We start from the raw sequence: 19487 nt of genomic DNA on the forward strand, positions 1-19487 counted from the left end.
TCGAGCCGCCTTTTTTGTTTGTCTCGATGGACGAAGCACTGATCGGATTCCCGTCACCGGACTCTATCGTTCCGACGCGATTGCCGGATTGGCGGACGCTGATTTCCCGGCAGAAGGAAGCTGCTGCGCGCGCTGGCTCAGCCAGACGCTGCCAAGCACGATGGCGATGCCCAGAATCTGAATTGCGCTGAGCTGTTGGTCCAGCACACCCCAGCCGAGGATCACGGCGGTCATGGGACTGAGAAAGCCGAGCGGCGAGACGACGGATGGTTCCAGGCGCGACAGGCCGCGAAACCAGAGAATATAGGTGAGCGCCGCTCCAATCAGGCCGAGATAGGCAAAGCCCAGAATATTGGCGGCGGTCGGAAGAGGAAGCGGCGGCTCCATCATCATGGCGAAAGGCAGCAACAGCAAGCCGCCAGCGGTCAACTGCCAGGCAGTAAAGGTGAGCGGCGAGACATCGGGCCGCCAGCGCCGGCTGAGCACGGTACCGGCCGCCATGGAGACGGCGCCGCCGACCCCGGCCGCAATGCCGACGGGATCGAGCGTTGCCCGCGGCGTAAGGATCAAGAACGCAACGCCGACAATGCCGGCAAGCGCCGCCACGATAGAAAGGCCGCGGATCGGCGAGCCGAGCAAGAGGCGGGCCAGCACGATGACGATCAGCGGCTGGATCGCACCGACGGTCGCTGCCACGCCGCCCGGCAGCCGGTAGGCGGAGATGAACAGCATCCACCAGAAGATGGAGAAATTCAGAGCGCCGAGGACGAGCGATCTCACCCACCAGATGCCGTGCGGTACCCGCCGCACGATGGCGAGCAGAAGCAGCCCTGCGGGCAACGCACGCAACAGGGCAACCGTCAGCGGATAGCCGGCCGGCAGAAGTTCCGTCGTCACAAGATAGGTGCTGCCCCAGATCGCCGGCGAGACGGCGGTCAACAAGAGATCGGAATTGCGCGTCATGTCTTACTTCCGAATTTATCTTGACCTCAAGATAATCTGAAATATCTTGACGTCAAGATATTTTCATGGCGATGTCCGGGCATGGATCGCATCGACAAGATTCTTGCCCAATGGAAAAGGGAGCGGCCCGATCTCGATACCACCCCGATGGGATTGATCGGCCGCCTCGGAAACGTAGCCCACCATCTTGGCCGCGAGATGGAGCGTACTTTCGCGCAGTTCGGCTTGAATCGCGCAACCTTCGACGTGCTGGCGACGCTGCGCCGCTCGGGAATGCCCTATGCCCTCTCCCCCAGCGATCTGATGGCCGCCATGATGGTAACCTCCGGCACCATGACCAATCGCATCGATCAACTGGAAAAAGCTGGCCTCGTTGCCCGCAGCGTCAACCCTGAAGACGCCCGCAGCTTTCTGGTATCGCTGACCGAAAAGGGTTTTGCGCTGATTGACAGCGCGGTGGCAGCCCATGTCGAGACGCAGACCCGTCTCGTCTCTGGTCTGTCGGAGGAGGAAAAAGCAGCATTGAATACGCTGCTCGGTAAATATCTATCTGACTTCGAGACTGCGCTGGAGAAATCCGCCGCAGTCTGAACCGCCGAAAAGTAGCCCGCCGATGACGGGCTATTTTTACGCGTAGCATTCTTATCGGATCGGCCGCGTGGCGCTCTAACGGTTGACCCTTGCTTGCAGGTGCGGAGGATAGCGGTCCCCCTGCACGGCGATCTGAGAGAGTGCGTCGTCGATACGCTGAAGATCGTTGGCGGTGAGCACGACATCAACCGCTCCGATGTTCTCTTCAAGCCTGTGCATCTTGGTCGTCCCAGGGATCGGAACGATCCAGGGCTTTTGGGCAAGCAGCCAGGCAAGGGCAATCTGCGCCAACGTCGCCCGCTTCTGTGCCGCGATTGCGCCAAGCAGATCGACGAGGGTTTGGTTGGCCTTTCGCGCTTCCGGCGTGAAGCGTGGGACGATGTTGCGGAAGTCCTTACTGTCGAATGTAGTGCTTTCGCTGATCGCGCCGGTGAGGAAGCCTTTTCCGAGCGGGCTAAAAGGAACGAAGCCTATGCCGAGTTCTTCAAGGGTGGGCAGAACCTCCTCCTCAGGCTCTCTCCACCAGAGTGAATATTCGCTTTGAAGGGCCGCGACCGGTTGGATCGCGTGCGCACGCCGGATCGTCTGTGCGCCGGCCTCCGACAATCCGAAATACTTGACTTTGCCCTCTCCGATCAGATCCTTCACCGCACCGGCGACATCTTCGATCGGGACGTTCGGATCGACGCGATGTTGATAGAAGAGATCGATGGCGTCGGTCTTCAGACGCATCAGCGCGGCTTCGGCAACCCTGCGGATATGTTCCGGCCGACTGTTCATTCCGCTCTGGCCGCCATTCGCATCGAATTCAAAACCGAACTTCGTTACGATCACGACTTTTTCCCGAATGGGCGCCAGGGCTTCGCCCAGAAGCTCCTCGTTCTTGTAGGGGCCGTAGGCTTCGGCGGTGTCGAAGAAGGTGACGCCGCGTTCGAAGGCCGCACGGATCAGCTTGATCGCCTCTTGCGTATCCGTCGCCGGGCCATAACCATAGCTGAGGCCCATGCATCCGAGACCGAGAGCCGAGACTTCGAGACTGCTGTTTCCAAGTTTACGCATCTGCATGGCTTCTCCTCCCTCAGGCCCGATATTGCTCGTCGCTGACATGCTCCATCCATTCGACCACTTTGCCGTCGCGATGTTCCTGAATGGCGATATGGGTCATGGCCGTGGTGGGTGAGGCGCCGTGCCAATGCTTTTCGCCCGGAGAGAACAAGACAACGTCCCCGGGCCGTATGTCTTCGATCGGCCCGCCCTCGCGTTGAACCCGGCCAAGACCGGCCGTCACAATCAGGGTTTGACCGGCGGGGTGAGTATGCCAAGCCGTGCGGGCGCCCGGCTCGAATGTGACGCTGGCACCGGCCGCGCGCGTGGACTCATGGGCTTGAAACAGCGGATCCACCCGGACTGTTCCCGTGAACCAATCGGCTGGTCCCCTGCTCGATGGCTGCGAACCGTTTCGTTTGATTTCCATGACCTTCGTCCTTTGATCTAAGGGCAGCGCGATGAATTCGGCTGCTGATAACAGGCATTTAGGGCATGCGATTGACCCCGATTAGATGGTAAAAGTGGCAAAGGCTTATGAGAAGGGTTCATGAATGCCGCGCCAGCCCGTGAATGACCTCATTGCGTTCCTTGCCGTGGCACGGGAACAAAGCTTCACCAAAGCAGCCGCAAAACTCGGCGTTTCCCAATCGGCGCTAAGCCATACCATCCGCGGACTGGAGGCTCGTTTGGGGCTCAGGCTGCTGACCCGCACCACCCGCAGCGTCTCACCGACCGAAGCAGGCGAGCGTTTGCTCGTGACCATTGGCCCTCGCTTCGATGAGATCGAAAACGAATTGGCCGCCCTTAGCGAATTTCGCGAAAAGCCAGCAGGCACCATTCGCATTACCGCCGGTGAGCATGCAGCCGAAACCATCCTTTGGCCTGCACTGGAAACATTGCTGCCGCAATATCCGGATGTCCATGTCGAGATCATCGTCGACTACGGCCTGACCGATATCGTCGCCGAACGATATGATGCCGGCGTGCGGCTGGGTGAACAGGTGGCGCGAGACATGATCGCCGTGCGCATCGGTCCCGACATGCGCATGGCTGCCGTCGGTGCTCCCACATATTTTGAGAAACGGCCGAAACCGCTGACTCCTCAGGATCTGACCGGTCACAATTGCATCAATCTGCGCCTGCCGACGTACGGCGGCATCTATGCTTGGGAATTCGAGAAGGACGGGCGGGAGCTGAAGGTGCGGGTCGAAGGCCAATTGGTGTTCAACAATATCGCACTCCGCCTGAACGCGGCACTGGCAGGTTTAGGCTTGGCATATCTTCCGGAGGATATCGTGCAGCCCCATCTTCACGACGGGCGGCTCGTCAGGGTTCTCGAGGACTGGTGTCCGCCCTTTGCCGGATATCATCTCTATTATCCGAGCAGGCGGCAGGCCTCGCCGGCCTTCGCCCTGGTGGTGAATGCGCTTCGCCGCCGCATTTGAAGAGATTTTGCCCGCGGCACGATCAACGATTCTAAGCGGCCCGGAGTATCGGCTCCGGGCCTTCCGAATGCTGAGCGGAAAGACAATTCCCCTCCGCAAACCTCGACAATCAGAACGCCGCCGTCATCGGGTCCGGCCCGATACGTCCGCCAGCCGAATCCAATCTGGCGATTTCGGCGAGATCATACGCATCGAGTTTGAAGTCGAACACGTTGAAGTTTTCTTCGATGCGGCTCGGCGTCACCGATTTCGGGATGACGATCAGCCCGTTGTCCATGTGCCAACGGATGATGACCTGCGCCGGCGTGCGGCCATGCTTGGCGGCAACCTTGCCGATGACGGCGTTGCCGAGAAGCTTGCCCTGGCCGAGCGGGCTCCAGGACTCCGTCTTGATGCCGAGCTTGTCGTGCACCTCGCGCAAGCCCCTCTGCTGAAAGGTCGGATGCAGCTCGATCTGGTTCAGCACCGGGGTGACGCCGGTCTCGCCAATAATGCGGTCCAGATGCTCCTTGGCGAAATTGGAAACGCCGATCGAGCGGGCGCGGCCTTCTTCCTTGATGCGCAGGAAAGCCTTCCAGCTATCGAGGTAACGGCCACGATGCGGCGACGGCCAGTGGATGAGATAGAGATCGACATAGTCGGTGCCGAGCCGCTTCAGGCTTTCATCGAACGCCTTCAGGGTCGAATCGAAACCCTGGGCTTCGTTCCAGAGCTTGGTGGTCAGGAAGATATCCTTGCGGGCGACGCCGGACTGGCGAATGCCTTCGCCGACGCCGTCTTCATTGGCGTAGATGGCGGCCGTGTCGACATGGCGGTAGCCGGCCTTCAGCGCCGCGCTGACAGCCATCGGCGCGACGTTTTCCGGCGTCTGCCAGACGCCGAGGCCGACCTGCGGAATGGAATTGCCATCATTGAAAGTGATCGTCGATTGCGTGGTCACGATAAGTCTCCAAAGGATGAGAAGCGGTGGAGTGAAGGCGTGATTTAAATTCTGAAAGAAAGAAGCCGGGCCAGGGCCGCAGGGGCGCGCCGGTCGCAAACCTATATAGTGGGGAATACTGGGATTTTAACCCCGGGGCCGCCAGTCAGACGACGCGGATGGTCGTACCCTTGCGCAGCAGCGGAAGGATCCGCCGCATGTCGCGAAGATCGACCGCGACACACCCCGCCGTCGGCTCGTAGCCCGGCCGGATCAGATGAAAGAAGATCGCCGAGCCGCGGTGACGCTGGCGCGAGCGGATGTTCCAATCGAGCACCAGGCAGATGTCGTAAAGCCCATCGTGCCGCAGCATCTCTTCATGGCTTGGCTTGAACGGCGCCTTGACCAGCCTGTTGTAATTGGCGTCTTCCGGCTGATCGCACCAGAGCATGCTCTTGCGAATGCGCCGTATCGGCAGAGATGTACGTAGAAAGCGGACATGATCGCCGCGCGTGAAGCCGTAAAGCAGCTTCATCGCCGCAATCGGCGTCGCGCCGTCCCCTTCCCGCTTCAGCACGCTGCGCCCCGATCGGCCGATCGCCGCCGGCAGCGCCAGCGGCCCGATCTGCACTAGGGCGCGCGTGGACTTCCCCGGCGCGGGACGAACGACGATTGTGGAAACGGTCCGCCTGCCACCCGCCCTTGCTTTTTGCATTTTCCTCACATGTTTTTGCTTTGCTTGTGATTTCGTTTGAAATCATAGCAGTTTCAACTGGACGACCAAGCCCGAGCTGCCTGACGACTTGCTAAAAATGCAATTTGGCGTAGGACTTAAGGTGCAATAGAACGAGGACCGCAACGGCATGACCGCACGCACCATTCTGCTGGTGGATGATGACAACGACCTGCGTGAAATGCTGGTCGAGCAACTGTCCCTTTATGAGGAGTTCACGGTTCTGCAGGAAGCGACCGCCGGCAAGGGCGTCGCGGCCGCACGCGCCGCTCCCGTCGATCTGCTGATCATGGACGTCGGCCTGCCCGATATGGACGGCCGCGAAGCGGTGAAGCTGTTGCGCAAGAGCGGCTTCAAGGCACCGATCATCATGCTGACGGGCCACGACACCGATTCCGACACCATCCTCGGCCTCGAAGCCGGCGCCAACGACTATGTCACCAAGCCGTTCCGTTTTGCCGTGCTGCTTGCCCGCATCCGCGCGCAACTGCGCCAGCACGAGCAGAGCGAGGACGCAACCTTCACCGTCGGCCGTTATCTCTTCAAGCCAAGCCAGAAGCTGCTGACCACGGAAGATGGCCAGAAGATCCGACTGACGGAAAAGGAAGCGGCGATCATCCGCTATCTCTACCGCGCCGACCAAAAAGTCGTCACCCGCGATATCCTTCTCGAGGAAGTGTGGGGCTACAATTCCGGCGTCACCACCCACACGCTGGAAACCCATGTTTATCGCCTGCGCCAGAAGATCGAGCGCGATCCCTCCAACGCCGAAATCCTGGTAACGGAAAACGGCGGCTACAAGATCATTCCGTAGGCGATACGATGGCGCTCAACGACGATATCCGCCTGCTGTCGCAATTGCCGTTGTTCCACGGCATGGGCGATGAGCCGTTGCGGCTGATCGCCTTCGGCGCCGACCGTCGCCATGTCACAGCCGGCCTCACTCTGTTCCGCGAAAAATCGCCAGCCGAATGCGCCTATGTCATCGCCCGCGGCAGTTTTGAGCTGAGCACCCTTGATCCCACGGGGCAACCCCATGTCGAGGCCACCGTGCAGGCCGGCGCCATGCTGTCGGAGCTGGCGCTGGTGACGCTGGTGGAGCGCAAATACACCGCCGTGGCGCTGGAGGACTCCGATGTCATCCGCATCACGCGGGCGCTATTTCACCGGCTGATCGAGGAATACCCCGACGCCGGTCTGCTCATCCAAAACCGCGTCCGCGAAAATTTCGCCGTCCTCGCCAAGCAGGCCGCGGCGCTCCTGCACCGGTTTTCTTGAAACTCCTGGCTCAGAGATTGAAATGCGCGGTCACCGGCACATGGTCGGACGGGCGGTCCCAGCCCCGGGCCGCCTTCAGGATCTCGATGCGCTGCAGGAGCGGCCCGAGATCGGATGACGACCAGATGTGGTCGAGACGCCGGCCGCGATCCGCCGCTTCCCAATCCTTGGCGCGATAGCTCCACCACGTATAGAGCTTCTCGGTCTCCGGCACATGCTGGCGCATCAGATCGAGCCAGGCGCCGCGTTTCATCACCTCGATCAACCCGTCGGTTTCGACCGGCGTGTGGCTGACGATTTTCAGCAATTGCTTGTGCGACCAGACGTCATGCTCGAGCGGCGCGATGTTGAGATCGCCGACCAGGATCGCTGATGTGTTCGGTTCGGCATTGGCATGCAGCCGCTTCATCTCGTCGATAAAATCGAGCTTATGGCCGAACTTCGGATTGATCGTCCGATCCGGCTCGTCACCGCCGGCCGGAACATAGAAATTATGCAACCGGATGCGCCGGCCGCCGCGTTCGAAGATCGCCGAGATATGTCTGCTGTCGCCGACATTGCAATAATCCTGCCGATGGTCCTCGGTCAGCGGAACACGCGAGGCGATGGCGACGCCGTGATAGCCCTTCTGGCCATGGACGATGATGTGCTCGTAGCCGAGCGCCCGCAAAGGCGACAGCGGGAAGAGCTCGTTGGGGACCTTGGTTTCCTGCAGGCAGAGAATATCGGGCCGGTGCTGCATCACGAATTGCTCGACGATCGGCATGCGCAGCCGCACCGAGTTGATGTTCCAGGTCGCAATCGAAAATCCCATGCCCAAACCCTTATCCTTAGAGCGGTTCAGCGTTTCACAGAATCGCTTTCCCGCTCTATCCGTTTGTTTTTACGCATTCCGGACGGAAAACCGCTTCGCACTTTTCCTGGAATTGCTCTAATCAGGCTAGGGATTTAGACTGGCAAGGAGAGAAAAGGAAGATCGTTCAACCTCTTCTCCCCGTTCGTCATGGCTGGCAGGGGATCACCGGCTCGTGCCGGTATAATCGATCCGGAAAACGCTGTCGTCGAAGGAAATATTGGTCTTCACATTGTTGATGATGACATCCGTGGTCTTGCCCTGGGGGTCGATGACCGTCCATTGGCGCAGGTCGTACGTCTTGGAATCGAAGATCATGGCGATGGTCGAATCACCGAAGACGGTGCGGTTTCCGAGCGTGATCTTGGTAAGGTCCGGCTGTGCATCGACATTGCGCACCATGTCCGCGGAAAGGTCGATCTTGTTGGCGAGCAGCAGGCTCAGCGGCGTCTTCGAGAGCTGATACATGTTGTTCGTACGCGTCTGGTCGTTGATGACCTGGACGTTGTTGCCGTCGCAGATGACGCGCATGCGGGACGGCGGGTCATAGTTGAAGCGCAGCTTGCCGGGGCGCTGGATGAAAAACGCACCGCTCATCTGGTCGCCACGCGGCCCGATCTGCAGGAAGCCGCCCTTCATGGTCTTGATGGACGAAAAATGATCGGCGATCGCCTGGGCTATGCCGGGATTGAGGGTCGCAGCCGCAGCTTGCGACTGCGCAAAGGCCGACGCGGGGGCCGCGCTTGCCGCACCGGCCGCCAGCACAGCGCCGAGGAAATGACGGCGGGTCAGGTTCAGGCTGGTCAAGGGCTGTGCATCGGTCTTTTTCATCGAATTCTCCTTCATGCTTTGTCCATGGCGCGCAAAATCGGCGTCTTCATGGCGCGGCGGCCCATGCTCGATCACGGGCCGCGATCAAATCTCCGAAAGCATATTCGGGATATGTGACACGGGCTCGCGATCCCTCAGCGATCGAGAACATCCGCTTCCGTCGGCACGAGAATCTCGCGCTTGCCGGCGTGGTTGGCCGGGCCGATCAAGCCTTCCTGCTCCATACGCTCGATCAGCGAGGCGGCACGGTTATAGCCGATGCCGAGCCGGCGCTGGATGTAGGAGGTCGACGCCTTGCCATCGCGCAGCACGATCGCCACGGCTTGGTCGTAGGGGTCCTCCGAGTCGGAAAGGTTGGCCGTACCCGCCGGACCGTGACCATCGTCGTCATCATCATCGTCGGCAGTGATCGCATCGAGATATTGGGGAGAACCCTGCGTTTTCAAGTAGGATACGATATCTTCCACCTCGCCGTCGGCGACGAAGGGGCCGTGGACACGCTGGATGCGCCCGCCGCCGGCCATGTAGAGCATGTCGCCCATGCCGAGGAGCTGCTCGGCGCCCTGTTCGCCGAGGATCGTGCGGCTGTCGATCTTCGATGTGACCTGGAAGGAGATGCGGGTCGGGAAGTTCGCCTTGATCGTACCGGTGATGACGTCGACCGACGGACGCTGCGTCGCCATGATGACATGGATGCCGGCCGCACGCGCCATCTGCGCCAGACGCTGCACGGCGCCTTCGATATCCTTGCCGGCGACCATCATCAGGTCGGCCATCTCGTCGATGATGACGACGATGTAAGGCATGGGCTTCAGATCGAATTCCTCGGTCTCGTAGATCGCCTCGCCGGTCTGGCGGTCGAAGCCGGTTTGCACGGTGCGGCTGATCGCTTCGCCCTTGGCGACGGCCTGCTCGACGCGGGTATTGAAGCCGTCGATGTTGCGCACGCCGATCTTCGACATCTTCTTGTAGCGCTCTTCCATCTCGCGGACGGTCCATTTCAGCGCGACAACGGCCTTTTTCGGATCGGTGACTACAGGCGAGAGCAGATGCGGAATGCCGTCATAGACGGAGAGTTCGAGCATCTTCGGATCGATCATGATCAGGCGGCACTGTTCCGGCGTCATGCGATAGAGCAGCGACAGGATCATGGTGTTGATGGCGACCGACTTGCCCGAGCCGGTGGTACCGGCAACGAGCAGATGCGGCATCTTGGCGAGATCGGCGATAACGGGCTCGCCGCCGATCGTCTTGCCGAGCGCCATGGCAAGCTTGGCCTTCGAGCTTTCGAAATCACGGCTGGCGACGAGCTCGCGCAGGTAAACGGTCTCACGCGTGGAATTCGGCAGTTCGATACCGATGGCATTGCGGCCGGGAACGACGGCGACGCGGGCGGCGATGGCGCTCATCGAACGGGCGATATCGTCGGCAAGCCCGATCACGCGCGAAGACTTGATGCCCGGCGCGGGCTCCAGTTCATAAAGCGTGACGACCGGGCCGGGCCGGACATGGATGATCTCACCCTTGACGCCGAAGTCCTCGAGCACGCCCTCGAGCATGCGGGCATTCTGCTCCAACGCATCGGAAGACAGCGTCGCGTCACGCACGATCGTCTTCGGCTCGGCAAGCAGATGCACGGCCGGAAGCTGGAAACCATAGGGACGGATGAAGGAGGTTTGCGCCTCGCGCTCGGCGCGGATACCGGGCTTCGGGCGGGCGGCGGCGGGAACGACGCGGTGGCCGCCGGGAACCTTCGGCGAAGCGGGACGCAGCGCCGCCCATTCGTCTTCCTCGTCATCCGGCAGAATACCGGCCGGGCGCGGCAGCTCGCGCTCATAGGAGGGATCGTCGTCCTCATCCTCGTCATCGTCGATACTCATCGACGGCGGAGAAACGACGCGGCGCTGCGCCGGACCGTCCATCGACGGCTCGACGCGTTCGCCACGGGCAACCGGCGCCTTGGCGCGCACCGGCTCGTTCAGCGTACCGAACTCGTCGTCATTGAAGTCGTAGGGCGCATCGAAGGCATGGTCGCGGCGCTTGCGCGGCCCCATGCCGAATAGCCGGCGAAGGCGCGCCTGCGTATTGTACCAGGCATGCATGAGGGCGCCAAAGGCCAGGAAGCCGCCGCGATCGTCATCCTCGTCGTCGTCGCCGACATTGCGCGCACGGCTCGGCGTGTTCTCGTATTCCTCTTCGTCCTCCTCATCTTCCGGCAGGCTGCGGCCGAGAACGCCGGCAGCAAACAGCATCAGCCAAGCCGCGGGAATCGCGAGAATGGAGCCGAACACGGTGGCGAAGACGCCGCTCGGATAGGTGCCGATGAAAAGAGCGGGGAAGCGCAGAACGATGTCGCCGATAACGCCGCCGATACCGTTCGGGATCGGCCAGGTCGGAGGCGCGGGGAAGCAGGCGATGGAACCGGCAGCAACGATAGCCCCGCCGACCCAGGCGCCGAGACGAGCCGGCACACGATGAATCCTGCGGTTGGAAATCAGCGCAACAGCCCAGGCGACGACCGGCAGCAGCGCGACGACCGAGGCAAGACCGAGCGCCTGCATCATGATGTCGGCAAAGGCAGCGCCGGAAAAGCCGAGTATGTTCGTCGGCGCGTTGCTCGTGGCGTAGGAATAGCTGGGGTCCATGACGTTCCATGTCGCCAGTGCCGCAACGGCAAGCGCCAGCAGGAACAGCAGCGCGAAGCCGCTGAGGCCCCTCACCTGCCGCCAAACCACTCCCGAAAGCGAGAGACGACCGGAAGGACCGCCCAACGCTGCCGAATTGCTTCTGCCCATATTATCCAGCCCGTTCGTTGTCGAAAAGCACGCGAATCGGCTTCATGCCAACTCACGGAATACGTCGGCCCTAGCTAATCAGAGGAGGGTTAATGGCATGTTAACCATGCGGGTGCGGCGGGCGAATCAATGAAATATGGGCGCGTGGCAGACGGTCGCGCGAACAAAAAAAGCCCGAACCGAGGTCCGGGCCAAGAGCGGCTCATTTTTGATAAATGAACCGCGACGGGATGTTCTGCGACGTCGGAAACTTTGTTCCGGCGTCGCAAGCCCCAGATTAGGAATTGTGGTAAGCGGCTTCGCCGTGGGAGGCGAGGTCGAGACCTTCGCGCTCTGCTTCCGGCGTCACGCGGAGGCCGACGATCACGTCGACGATCTTGTAGAGGATCGCCGAACCGACGCCGGACCAGATCAGCGTGGTGAGTACACCCTTCACCTGAGCGAGCAACTGGGTTGCGGTGCCCGGATAGGAGGCTGCGAAGTCAGCCGTCGAATAGTCGACGATGCCTGCACCGCCGAGGGCCGGATTGACCAGGATGCCCGTCGCGATGGCGCCGAAAATACCACCAACGCAGTGAACGCCGAAGACGTCGAGGCTGTCGTCGTAGTTGAACTTGTTCTTCACGACGTCGACGAAGAAGTAGCAGATCGGCGAAACCAGCAGGCCGAGAACGATGGAGCCCATCGGACCGGCAAAGCCGGCAGCCGGCGTGACGGCGACGAGGCCAGCAACGGCACCCGAAGCAGCACCGAGCATCGAAGCCTTGCCGCGGGTGAAGGTTTCAACCACGCACCACGAAAGAGCGGCGGCAGCGGTGGCAACGAAGGTGTTGATCATGGCGAGCGAAGCGTAGCTGTTGGCTTCGAGGTTGGAACCGGCGTTAAAGCCGAACCAGCCGACCCACAGCAGCGAAGCGCCGACCATGGTGAGCGTCATCGAATGCGGAGCCATGATCTCCTTCTTGTAGCCGGTGCGCTTGCCAAGCATGATCGCGCCGACCAGACCGGCGATACCGGCATTGATGTGAACGACCGTGCCGCCCGCGAAGTCGATCGCGCCGAAACCGAAGACCATGCCCGACGGAGCCGAGTACGAGCTTGGACCACCCCAGAACCAGACCATGTGAGCGATCGGGAAGTAGATGAACGTGACCCACAGGAAGACGAAGAGCATCACGGCCGAGAACTTGATGCGCTCGGCGAAGGCGCCGACGATCAGGGCCGGCGTAATGCAGGCAAAGGTCATCTGGAAGCAGACATAGGTCAGCTCCGGAATGCCAACACCCTTGGTGAAGGTTTCGACGAGATCCTTCGGATCGGTGCTGACGCCAGCGAGGAAGGCCTTGGAGAAGCCGCCGACGAAGCTGTTCAGCGAGCCGCCGTCGGTAAAGGCAAGCGAGTAGCCATAGACGCACCAGATGATCATGACCATCGCGGTGATCATGAAGACCTGCATCAGGACGGAGAGCATGTTCTTGGCGCGGACGAGACCGCCGTAGAACAGCGCCAGACCCGGAATCGTCATCAGAAGAACGAGAACCGTGGAAACCAGCATCCAGGTGTTGTCACCCTTGTCCATGGTCATTGCCGGTGCTGCGGCAGCGGCCGGCGCTGCGGCTGTCGTGGCTTGCTGCGCAAAGGCAATCGCCGGCGCGAGCAAGGCCGCGGAAAGCGCGCCTACCCGTGCGAGAGTGGAGGAAAGCTTTGTAGATGTCATGCAGATAACTCCCTGATCGGCCGTGTCTTACAGCGCGTCTGAATCGGTTTCGCCCGTACGGATGCGCACGGCATGGTCAATCGAGTAGACAAAAATCTTGCCGTCGCCGATCTGACCCGTCTTGGCGGACGCCGCGATGGCTTCGACGGCCTTGTCGACGATTTCGGTTGCGACCGCGACTTCGATCTTCAGCTTCGGCAGGAAGCTGACGGCATATTCGGTGCCACGATAGATTTCGGTGTGCCCCTTCTGGCGCCCGTAACCCTTCACTTCGGTCACAGTCAGGCCTTGGATGCCGACAGCCGTGAGGGCCTCACGGACCTCATCGAGCTTGAACGGCTTGATAATGGCCATCACAATTTTCATCTGGTTTCCCATCCTTTGTTACCCTCGGCACGGAGCCGACTCTCCTTGCCGCTGACGACTGTTTCAGCAGCGACTGAGGGTACACATTCAAGGGACGTGCCAGATTCGTGACACTATTATAACTAATTGAATTTTAACGACTTTGCGGAAGGCACCTAATAAAGCGGCAGATCTCGGCGCGCCTCGCGCACAAATAATATGCAAATTTGAAAAATTGCATATTATTTAATCATTTGCCTTTTTACGAATCAAACCTTCCTGCGCCACCGACGCAATCAGGACACCAGAGCGCGTAAAAAGACTGCCGCGGGCCAAGCCGCGCGCGCCTGAGGCGCTTGGGCTATCCTGGGTATAGAGCAACCAGTCGTCGAGCTTGAACGGCCGGTGGAACCACATGGCATGATCGAGGCTCGCCACTTGCAGGCCCTGATCGAAAACCGACGTACCATGCGCATGAAGCGCTGCGTCGATGAGCGTCATGTCCGAGAGATAGGCAAGCACTGCATTCCGATAGAGCCGGTCATCCGGCACCGGTCCGGTCAGGCGAACCCAGATATCCTGCCGCTGGCTGGGCTCAGTACGGGAGAAATAATGATCGAGCGATACCGGCCGGATTTCGATCGCCCGCTTCCTCTCCCAATAGCGGCGCACATTTTCCGGCGCATTGGCGAGATAGCGCTCCTTGATCTGCTCCTCGTCCATCAGTTCTTCCGGAGCCGGCACCTGCGGCATCTCGCTTTGATGCTCGAAACCGGGCTCGTCGATCTGGAAGGAAACCGTCATCGCGAAGATCGCCTTGCCGTGCTGGATCGCCAGCACGCGGCGCGTATTGAAACTCGAGCCATCCCGCAGGCGGTCGACCTGATAGAGGATCGGCACAGTGGGATCGCCGGGGAGCATGAAATAGGCGTGCAGCGAATGCGCGAAACGATCGTCCGCCACCGTCCGCTGCGCCGCCATCAGCGCCTGGCCGATGACCTGCCCGCCGAAGACGCGCTGCCAGCCGACCTGCGGGCTGTTGCCGCGAAAAAGGTTCATCTCGATCGTTTCGAGATCGAGCGTCGCGAGCACGACTTGCATGGCGGTCAATTTCTCGTTCTCGCGCGACATTTTGCATGAACTCCGACGGTAGGAACCACGAATGGGATGCTCTATATAGAACAGGAAATGACAGTAGGACACGGGGAAGCGCTATGTTGGACATGCTGGTAGTGGGTGGCGGTTATGTGGGTCTCGCCGCCGCGGTTGCCGTCAAGCAGGCAGCCCCCCATCTTGACGTCATGGTCATCGAGGCCGCCCCGGAAAGCGCCTGGAAAAAGGACATGCGCGCCTCGGCGATCATCGCCGCCGCTTCAAAGATGCTGGAGGTTTTCGGCATCTGGGACGAGATCAAGCCGGAAGCGGAACCGATCACCCGCATGATCGTCACCGATTCGCGCACCAGCGATCCCGTGCGGCCAGTCTTTCTTACTTTCGATGGGGAAGTGGCGGAAGGTCAGCCCTTCGCCCACATGGTCCCGAACCTCACCATGGTCGGCGCGCTGCGCGGCGCTTGCGAGCGCCTTGGTATTCCGATTCGCCACGGCGTCAGCGCGACAGACTTCAAGACCGGCGATGCCAACGTTACGCTGACGCTCTCGGACGGCAGCGGCCTAGAAACAAAGCTGCTGGTCGCCTGCGATGGCGTGCGCTCCAAGCTCCGCGATATGGCTGGAATCAAGACGGTGAGCTGGGACTATGGCCAGTCCGGCATCGTCGTGACCGTCGAGCACGAGCGGCCGCACAATGGCTGCGCAGAGGAACATTTCCTACCCTCCGGCCCCTTCGCCATCCTGCCGCTGAAGAACAATCGCGCCTCGCTCGTCTGGACCGAGCGCACCGCAGATGCCGACCGGCTGGTCGCCTCCGACGATCTGGTATTCGAAGAGGAATTGGAGCGCCGTTTCGGCCACAAGCTCGGCGCACTGCACGCAGTCGGCGAGCGCCGCGCCTTCCCGCTCGGCCTGACGCTTGCCCGCGACTTCGTCGCACCGCGCTTTGCACTCGCCGGCGATGCCGCCCACGGCATCCACCCGATCTCCGGGCAGGGCCTCAACCTCGGCTTCAAGGATGTTGCGGCATTGGCGGAAACCGTCGTTGAAGCCGACCGCCTTGGCCTCGATATCGGCTCGATCAATATTCTCGAACGCTACCAGACCTGGCGGCGCTTCGACACCTTCCGCATGGGGGTGACGACCGACGTGCTGAACCGGCTGTTTTCCAACGATATTACGCCGGTGCGGATCGCCCGCGATTTCGGCCTCGGCCTCGTCGACCGCCTGCCGAAACTAAAATCCTTCTTCATCGGCCAGGCCGCCGGCACGGCTGCCAGGGACAGTCCACGGCTTCTCGCCGGCGAGGCGATCTGAGTTCCTTTATCGGGAGAACAATCCCCCTCAGTCCTCTAAGCGCCGCGCCTCCGAGATCAGCATGATCGGAATGCCGTCGCGGATGGGATAGGCGAGCCGCGCCTTTTCCGACACCAGTTCGTTCTTTTCGCGATCATAAGTCAGCCGTCCCTTGGTAAGGGGGCAGACGAGGAGATCGAGCAGTTTCGGGTCCACCTTGCTGACGGTGATATCCATCGCAACCCCCTACTGCATGACGGAATCGGTATCCCCGAAGCGGGCGAGTACGATTTCGATGATGGCGATGAAGGTCTCCGCCCGCGTCTTCAGGTCGGGCGCTTCCAGCAGCGCCTGCTTCTCGGCGGGATCGAAGGGCGCCATCATCGCCAGCGAATTGACCAGCGTCATGTTGCTGGCGCGCTCCACGCTCTCCCAGTCCGCCTCCAATTTATTGGCGTCGAGATAGGCCCGGAAGGCCAACAGAAGTGCCGAACGATCGACCGTATCCTCCTCGTCGCGCGACTTGAGGTCGGAAATGAAGGGCGTAATACGGAAGCTGCGATAGGGATGGTGGCCGGTGATCTCGTCCATCAGCCGGAAGCGGCAGATGCCGGTCAGCGAGACGATATAGCGGCCATCGCCCGTCTCGGCGAAGGAGGTGATGCGCCCAAGGCAGCCGACATGCGCAAGATGCGGCGTTTCCGGATGCTCGCCGAGCGCCGGCTGCACGACGCCAACCAGCCGGTTGCCGGCGATCGCGGCATCGAACATCGAAAGATAACGCGGCTCGAAGATATTGAGCGGCAATTGCCCGGTCGGCAGAAGCAGAGCACCGGACAGAGGAAAGACAACCACCGAATCCGGCAGATCGCTTGGCTTCAGATATCTGGCATTGCCGACTTGCATGATTTTCGTCCCGCTACATCACCGTGCTGCGCCTTGTGAGACGCGCAAGAACGATACCCCAACGGACATTCTTCTTCCGTCACACGCCGCGCCACAGGACAATGTGACCCCCTCTCCCGAAAACACAAGAGCATTTCCGGGCAAAACGCCGAAGCATTTCGCTTTCCTGTTCAACCGAGGCAACCGCGACGCCCCGAATGGCGCGTCAGGTTCCTTCCGGACAGATGACGCCTTAGGAAAACAGGATCGACGAAAGCTTGCGACGCGCGGCAATGGTCGCCGGATCCTTGGCACCCCAAACCTCGAAGAATTGTAGCAACTGACGGCGCGCGCCATCGTCGTCGAAAGCGCGGTCGCGGCGCATGATCGTCAGCAGATGCTCGGCCGCCTCATCGCGCTTGCCCTCGACATTACGGATCTTGGCAAGTTTGACGCGCTGCTCGTGATTGTCCGGATTGACCGCCAATTCCTGTTCGAGCGCCACGGGATCGCCGAGCTTGCGGGCCTCCTCGATCTGATCGAGCTTCTTCACCACGGCCTGGATGCCGGCATCATTGGCAAGCGTTTCCGGCAGATCCGTCAGCGCTTCGCGCGCCCTTTGGCTCTGGCCGGCCGCGATCATGCACTCGGCCATGCCGGCAAGCGCCTTGGCGTTTTCCGGATCGGCCTGCAGCACCGCGCCGAACAGCTCGGCGGCGCCATTGATATCGCCCCCGGTGAGAAGACCGGCAGCCTCTTCCAAAATCGCTTCGATCTCCGCCGCCTGGTCGCCGGCACCGTCAGCCGGACCACCGAGCCGATCGATGAACTGGCGAACCTGGCTTTCGGGGACAGCGCCCATGAAACCGTCGGCCGGACGGCCGTTGACGAAGGCAATCACCGCCGGGATCGACTGGATGCCGAGCTGGCCGGGAATGGCCGGATGATCGTCGATATTCATCTTGACCAGCTTGACGCGGCCCTTGCCCTCGTTGACGACCTTTTCCAGAACCGGCGTAAGCTGCTTGCACGGGCCGCACCAGGGCGCCCAGAAATCCACCAGCACCGGCTGGTTGCGCGACTCCTCGATAACGTCCCGCGCGAAATTCGCCGTCGTGGTGTCCTTGATGGGCGAAGCGCCGCCGGATGCGACAGGTGCGGCACCATAGGATGCCGAAGCCGACATCTGGCCGCCGAAGGACGCGTTATAAGGATTGTTTGAACCGCTCATGAGTGTCTCCCGCCTGCCGGTATCCTGGACCCTTTAAAGCATGATTCCAAAAGGAAAGAAGCAGCCTTTGGATAAAATCACGCCCAATGAAATAGCCAAAGCGACAGGCCAATTCGAAGATAGGTCCTCTCGCTCTAATCGTAGCGCTAAAATCGTATGTCAGCCCGTCACTTTCAAGACTAGCGGCGTATGACCCGTCGCCTCCATGAAACGAAGGAGATCGCCGCTGGCAATCGAGGTCGTCGCGTCGTTCGACAACGGGTGGCAATTGACGATGTCGTGCTCCATCAATTCGGCATCGATCACAAAGGTAACGTTCTTGCCTGTATCGTTGATCGCCCCGAAGGCCGTCACCGCGCCGGGAACGACACCCAGATATTCTAGCAGCTTTTCGGGTTTGCCGAAGGAGACTTTGCTGGTCGCACCGATCAGCGTGTGCACCGTCTTCAGATCGACGCTCGCATTCTCCTCGACCGTCAGTAGGAAGAAATTGTCCTTCTTGTCCTTCACGAACAGGTTCTTCGTATGCCCGCCGGGGATTTCGTCGCGCAGCGACACCGATTCGGCAACAGTAAACACCGGCGCATGATCCTTGGTGCTGTGGGAAATGCCGAGGCCATCCAGGAAACGGAAAAGATCGTCGCGGGTTTTCGGGCTGTTGTCGGTCATGAGCGTCTCGCAATAAAAATATCCCGCCCCTGATACGTCGCCCGCAAATCCTTTGCAATCTTCCAGACGACAAAGCCCGGCGTCCTGGGGCTTTCCGGCGGGCAATGAAAAAAATGCAGATTTTTCTTCGCCACCTCGTCATTTCCCTGTTGCATTTGAAAAATGGTTAGGCCATATAGCGCCCGTCGCCGCAAGACGACGCCCAGCGGTCCAACACACTACCCCGGACGGCTGCGGATATGAGCGGGTGTAGCTCAGGGGTAGAGCACAACCTTGCCAAGGTTGGGGTCGAGGGTTCGAATCCCTTCGCCCGCTCCAGTTTTCTCAAGAAAATCAGATGGTTATAATGGCCGCTCGAGGCCATTTTGCGTTTGCCGCAAGGCCTGTCGCTGAGGAGTGCCGACAGGCATCGGCGCATTTGAAGCCGTGAGAACTCCGCAAGTTTGCCGTTGCGGATGCGGCTAGCCGGTGATGCGAAACCCGGTCGGCATCTCGGCGAGAGTGGTCGGTTGCTTCTCCACGCTGGAAACCGATGCGCCGGCAGGCCCGTGCCAGAAACGCTCGATCATGGTCGAAATCGCGGCATCAGGTCCGGCGATCAAAGCGAGGACGGACCCATCCGATTCGTTGCGGACCCAGCCTGTCAAACCGAGCCTTGACGCCTCGTTGCGGGTCCAGACACGGAAACTGACACCCTGTACCCTGCCGGTTATCCGTACCAGGGTAGCCTCATAATCATCGGACATAGCCACACCCATCTGGCAACACCATTAGAAT

At 60.6% G+C, this 19487-nt stretch carries 21 protein-coding genes and 1 tRNA gene; 6 read left to right on the top strand and 16 right to left on the bottom strand.

The annotated features are described in order from the left end of the window. Positions 1 to 63 precede the first annotated feature (63 nt). Positions 64 to 963: an EamA family transporter gene (locus NXC24_RS18805; RefSeq protein ID WP_104824672.1), complete on the bottom strand. Its 900-nt coding sequence runs from the start codon at positions 961 to 963 to the stop codon at positions 64 to 66. An 81-nt stretch (positions 964 to 1044) separates the two neighbouring features. On the opposite strand from NXC24_RS18805, the gene NXC24_RS18810 reads away from it, so the two are divergent. After that, positions 1045 to 1554, top strand: coding sequence for a MarR family transcriptional regulator (locus NXC24_RS18810; RefSeq protein WP_104824673.1), 510 nt, complete (start codon positions 1045 to 1047; stop codon positions 1552 to 1554). 75 nt (positions 1555 to 1629) lie between these two features. Here the strand turns inward: NXC24_RS18810 and NXC24_RS18815 are convergent, their stop codons facing one another. Then, positions 1630 to 2619, bottom strand: a complete 990-nt coding sequence (locus NXC24_RS18815; protein ID WP_104824674.1) for an aldo/keto reductase — start codon at positions 2617 to 2619, stop codon at positions 1630 to 1632. Positions 2620 to 2632: 13 nt separating this feature from the next. Beyond that, positions 2633 to 3028: a cupin domain-containing protein gene (locus NXC24_RS18820; protein WP_104824675.1), complete on the bottom strand. Its 396-nt coding sequence runs from the start codon at positions 3026 to 3028 to the stop codon at positions 2633 to 2635. A 124-nt stretch (positions 3029 to 3152) separates the two neighbouring features. On the opposite strand from NXC24_RS18820, the gene NXC24_RS18825 reads away from it, so the two are divergent. Further along, entirely contained in the window at positions 3153 to 4046 is an 894-nt protein-coding gene (locus tag NXC24_RS18825; RefSeq protein ID WP_104824676.1) for a LysR family transcriptional regulator, read from the top strand. 109 nt (positions 4047 to 4155) lie between these two features. On the opposite strand, the gene NXC24_RS18830 is transcribed toward NXC24_RS18825, so the two are convergent. Then, positions 4156 to 4986, bottom strand: coding sequence for an aldo/keto reductase (locus tag NXC24_RS18830; RefSeq protein ID WP_104824677.1), 831 nt, complete (start codon positions 4984 to 4986; stop codon positions 4156 to 4158). 145 nt (positions 4987 to 5131) lie between these two features. Continuing rightward, positions 5132 to 5680, bottom strand: a complete 549-nt coding sequence (locus tag NXC24_RS18835) for a L,D-transpeptidase (protein ID WP_104824678.1) — start codon at positions 5678 to 5680, stop codon at positions 5132 to 5134. A gap of 148 nt (positions 5681 to 5828) precedes the next feature. Here NXC24_RS18835 and NXC24_RS18840 point away from each other — a divergent pair, with 148 nt between their 5' ends. Next, positions 5829 to 6512, top strand: a complete 684-nt coding sequence (locus tag NXC24_RS18840) for a response regulator transcription factor (protein WP_104824679.1) — start codon at positions 5829 to 5831, stop codon at positions 6510 to 6512. Positions 6513 to 6520: 8 nt separating this feature from the next. Further along, complete coding sequence (locus tag NXC24_RS18845) at positions 6521 to 6976, top strand: cyclic nucleotide-binding domain-containing protein (RefSeq protein WP_104824680.1); 456 nt, start codon at positions 6521 to 6523, stop codon at positions 6974 to 6976. 10 nt (positions 6977 to 6986) lie between these two features. Here the strand turns inward: NXC24_RS18845 and NXC24_RS18850 are convergent, their stop codons facing one another. From NXC24_RS18850 to tesB, 6 genes are all read right to left on the bottom strand, one after another. After that, positions 6987 to 7790 carry an exodeoxyribonuclease III gene (locus NXC24_RS18850; protein ID WP_104824681.1) on the bottom strand — a complete coding sequence of 268 codons (804 nt, stop codon included), beginning with the start codon at positions 7788 to 7790 and terminating at the stop codon, positions 6987 to 6989. Between the two features lie 204 nt (positions 7791 to 7994). Then, the gene (locus NXC24_RS18855; protein ID WP_104825251.1) at positions 7995 to 8660 is read right to left on the bottom strand and encodes an outer membrane lipoprotein carrier protein LolA; all 666 of its coding nucleotides are present in this window, start codon (positions 8658 to 8660) and stop codon (positions 7995 to 7997) included. A 134-nt stretch (positions 8661 to 8794) separates the two neighbouring features. Further along, positions 8795 to 11455 carry a DNA translocase FtsK gene (locus tag NXC24_RS18860; protein WP_104824682.1) on the bottom strand — a complete coding sequence of 887 codons (2661 nt, stop codon included), beginning with the start codon at positions 11453 to 11455 and terminating at the stop codon, positions 8795 to 8797. 277 nt (positions 11456 to 11732) lie between these two features. Continuing rightward, complete coding sequence (locus tag NXC24_RS18865; RefSeq protein WP_104824683.1) at positions 11733 to 13172, bottom strand: ammonium transporter; 1440 nt, start codon at positions 13170 to 13172, stop codon at positions 11733 to 11735. A 27-nt stretch (positions 13173 to 13199) separates the two neighbouring features. Further along, complete coding sequence (locus NXC24_RS18870) at positions 13200 to 13550, bottom strand: P-II family nitrogen regulator (RefSeq protein ID WP_199773498.1); 351 nt, start codon at positions 13548 to 13550, stop codon at positions 13200 to 13202. Between the two features lie 213 nt (positions 13551 to 13763). Then, a complete protein-coding gene (gene tesB, locus NXC24_RS18875) occupies positions 13764 to 14648 on the bottom strand; it encodes an acyl-CoA thioesterase II (protein WP_104824684.1) in 885 nt (294 codons plus the stop codon). Positions 14649 to 14731: 83 nt separating this feature from the next. On the opposite strand from tesB, the gene NXC24_RS18880 reads away from it, so the two are divergent. Then, entirely contained in the window at positions 14732 to 15946 is a 1215-nt protein-coding gene (locus tag NXC24_RS18880) for a ubiquinone biosynthesis hydroxylase (RefSeq protein WP_104824685.1), read from the top strand. Positions 15947 to 15973: 27 nt separating this feature from the next. On the opposite strand, the gene NXC24_RS18885 is transcribed toward NXC24_RS18880, so the two are convergent. The 4 genes from NXC24_RS18885 to NXC24_RS18900 all read right to left on the bottom strand — a co-directional run bounded on the left by NXC24_RS18885 (position 15974) and on the right by NXC24_RS18900 (position 18710). Then, complete coding sequence (locus NXC24_RS18885) at positions 15974 to 16162, bottom strand: Trm112 family protein (RefSeq protein WP_104824686.1); 189 nt, start codon at positions 16160 to 16162, stop codon at positions 15974 to 15976. Positions 16163 to 16171: 9 nt separating this feature from the next. Then, on the bottom strand, positions 16172 to 16831 hold the full coding sequence (locus NXC24_RS18890; protein ID WP_104824687.1) for an LON peptidase substrate-binding domain-containing protein: 660 nt from the start codon (positions 16829 to 16831) through the stop codon (positions 16172 to 16174). Between the two features lie 232 nt (positions 16832 to 17063). Continuing rightward, positions 17064 to 18041 (bottom strand): thioredoxin, encoded by a 978-nt coding sequence (gene trxA, locus NXC24_RS18895; protein WP_104824688.1) that lies wholly within the window; start codon positions 18039 to 18041, stop codon positions 17064 to 17066. 159 nt (positions 18042 to 18200) lie between these two features. Then, on the bottom strand, positions 18201 to 18710 hold the full coding sequence (locus NXC24_RS18900; protein WP_104824689.1) for a prolyl-tRNA synthetase associated domain-containing protein: 510 nt from the start codon (positions 18708 to 18710) through the stop codon (positions 18201 to 18203). A 243-nt stretch (positions 18711 to 18953) separates the two neighbouring features. Here NXC24_RS18900 and NXC24_RS18905 point away from each other — a divergent pair. Next, positions 18954 to 19028 (top strand) — tRNA-Gly (locus tag NXC24_RS18905). Positions 19029 to 19171: 143 nt separating this feature from the next. Here NXC24_RS18905 and NXC24_RS18910 read toward each other — a convergent pair. Then, the gene (locus NXC24_RS18910; protein ID WP_104824690.1) at positions 19172 to 19456 is read right to left on the bottom strand and encodes an acylphosphatase; all 285 of its coding nucleotides are present in this window, start codon (positions 19454 to 19456) and stop codon (positions 19172 to 19174) included. Positions 19457 to 19487: the final 31 nt, after the last annotated feature.

This window comes from Rhizobium sp. NXC24 (assembly GCF_002944315.1).
Lineage (GTDB): Bacteria > Pseudomonadota > Alphaproteobacteria > Rhizobiales > Rhizobiaceae > Rhizobium.